General features: G+C 36.9%; 3 protein-coding genes. 1 reads left to right on the top strand and 2 read right to left on the bottom strand.

The window, feature by feature from the left end; translation table 11 throughout:
* Window positions 1–216: 216 nt before the first annotated feature.
* Complete coding sequence (locus AAAY30_RS11405) at window positions 217–894, bottom strand: DUF1361 domain-containing protein (protein ID WP_186936031.1); 678 nt, start codon at window positions 892–894, stop codon at window positions 217–219.
* Window positions 895–1,041: 147 nt separating this feature from the next.
* Between AAAY30_RS11405 and AAAY30_RS11400 the strand changes: the two genes are divergently transcribed.
* On the top strand, window positions 1,042–1,830 hold the full coding sequence (locus tag AAAY30_RS11400; protein ID WP_337781415.1) for a YdcF family protein: 789 nt from the start codon (window positions 1,042–1,044) through the stop codon (window positions 1,828–1,830).
* Here AAAY30_RS11400 and AAAY30_RS11395 read toward each other — a convergent pair.
* A complete protein-coding gene (locus tag AAAY30_RS11395; protein WP_022235588.1) occupies window positions 1,775–2,008 on the bottom strand; it encodes a hypothetical protein in 234 nt (77 codons plus the stop codon). The genes AAAY30_RS11400 and AAAY30_RS11395 overlap by 56 nt on opposite strands.
* Between the last annotated feature and the right edge of the window lie 140 nt (window positions 2,009–2,148).

Raw genomic sequence — 2,148 nt, 5'->3', positions numbered from 1 at the left:
AGTAAACTTTTTTGTTTTTGGGAGGATAATTTAGCGTTAGCTAAATTTCAATGCCCGACCGACACTCCGCTAAACCACAATTTATCAATATATCAAATATTCAGAACATAACATAAAAACTGCTGTTTGGGTTTGTCACTCAAACAGCAGTTTTTGTCGGTTATTTTAATAAATATAATTAACCGTAGTTTTTAAAAATTCTCAAAAAACCGTTTATCAATCGTGTTTTATTACAAATTTATCAAATGCATAATAAAGCACATACAGCATCGCCGTGGCTATACTGAATACAGCTATAAAAATCGGCGAAAATTCCGACAGTGAGTTTAACGATTTTTCAATTAAGAAAATCGGGCGAACAATATCCCACGAATTTACTCTTGCATATCTGCCGATATAAATTGCAAACGAACTGAGTAAAATCGTAATTGTACAAAAAGCAACACCCGTCGCCTTTCCGAAACGCTTATTTATTATTTTATGAATAATTCGCATTGACATCATTCCGAACAGCAGCCCGAGTATAACCGTAACCGTCAAGTTCAGCACAATAAGCCAAGCGGTCACATTCGTTCCGATTTTTTCATATTCAAGATAAGCGGACTCTTTAAAATAGCTTGTATATTTTAAATCCGTCATCATATACGGCGAATTTGGAAAGAATAATAACCACAAAAATCCAAATATTACAGCAGGAACAGCTTTTTTCTTACTGAAATAATGTTCGCACAGCATTGCCGCAAACAGCGGAATTACAGCAAGAATATCATTCCATACAATATACCACCAATGCGGTTCTTTGGCATAAAATGTATACATAGCCGTTGAAATTATTATAAATATAAAGGAAAAATAAGCAAACTTCGCTTTGTTTCCCGCAAATACAGACTTCATATTGTCACCGCCTTGCATAATAAGTTATTATATCACGCTTTCACTGCGGTATCAATAAAATTTTGCAAGCAAAGTTAAAAGTTATTGTCTTTCGGTGCTTTATATGCTAAAATAATTATAATCATTTACGAAAAGAGCTGATAAGCTGTGAAAAAAGAAAACAAAGCTTTTAAAATATTCAGAGTTATAATTACCTTAATTGCCATTGTATTTTTATTGTTGTTTGTATCGGGCGCTCTGTGGGGAATTGTCAACATCGGCAATCTTGTAGGCGGATTGCTGTGTGTGTGGCTGATTTTTGTATTCGGCACACGCAATAAGTACAAATCATTAAAAGAAAAACTCAAGAAAAATATTTTCGGCAAAATTGTTCTGTACGGCATCAATTTTTGCTTTACCGCACTTCTTTGCTACGGTTTGATTGTTACGGGTCTGATGACATTTGCCTGCATACAACAGCCAAAACAAAATGCAACCGCAATCGTACTTGGCGCTCAAGTTACCGAGAACGGCCCGAGTATGATGCTTACAGGCAGAATAAACAGCGCCGTTAGATATTTGCAGGAAAATCCTGATGCAAAAGCTGTACTTACAGGCGGACAGGGCAGTAATGAACCGATGAGTGAGGCACAGGCTATGTACAACAGCATTGTCGAGGCAGGGATTTCTCCCGACAGGCTTTATATAGAAGACAAAGCGGTAAATACAGGCGAAAATATTGCATTTTCCGAAGAAATAATTAAAGCAAACGGACTTAACGAAAACAAAGCTATAGTTACAGACGGTTTTCACCAGTTGAGGGCGCAGATAATTACAAAACAACAGGGACTGAGCGGAAGTGTCGGCTCGGTAAATGCCGACACTTTCCCCGTTTTTATTCCTACATTTGCCGTCCGTGAATGGTTTGCACTGCCGAATCAGGTTCTATTTCGGTAGCCACAACCTCTGAAATATTTTCATTGGGCTGATATACCGCATTTCGCCTTGAATTGAGTTCATACGGATAAATTTCGTTATCGGTAACATCTACAATCGGTGAATGTTCAAAACCGTTGTTGCGTGACGGCAGTTCAATAGGATACCGCTCGTTGCGTTTGCTTTCTTTTCTATTCATAAAATTAACCACCTTTCCGGGTGGTTATATTTTTTGCGGATTTTTGTATTTTATGCTCACAGTTCTATTTTTTATGTTGAGATGAAAATTAAATTTAAAAATTATAAAAATTTGGTCGACCTTTTCAAAGGTCGTGGGTG

It is taken from the genome of Ruminococcoides bili (assembly GCF_040093295.1).
GTDB lineage: Bacteria > Bacillota > Clostridia > Oscillospirales > Acutalibacteraceae > Ruminococcoides > Ruminococcoides intestinale_A.
This window is presented reverse-complemented; position numbering and strand designations above follow the sequence as displayed.

Excerpts from the sequence above, each read along its gene's own strand:
- AAAY30_RS11395 (WP_022235588.1), bottom strand. The coding sequence starts at position 2,008 with ATGAATAGAAAAGAAAGCAAACGCAACGAGCGGTATCCTATTGAACTG.
- AAAY30_RS11405 (WP_186936031.1), bottom strand. The coding sequence starts at position 894 with ATGAAGTCTGTATTTGCGGGAAACAAAGCGAAGTTTGCTTATTTTTCC.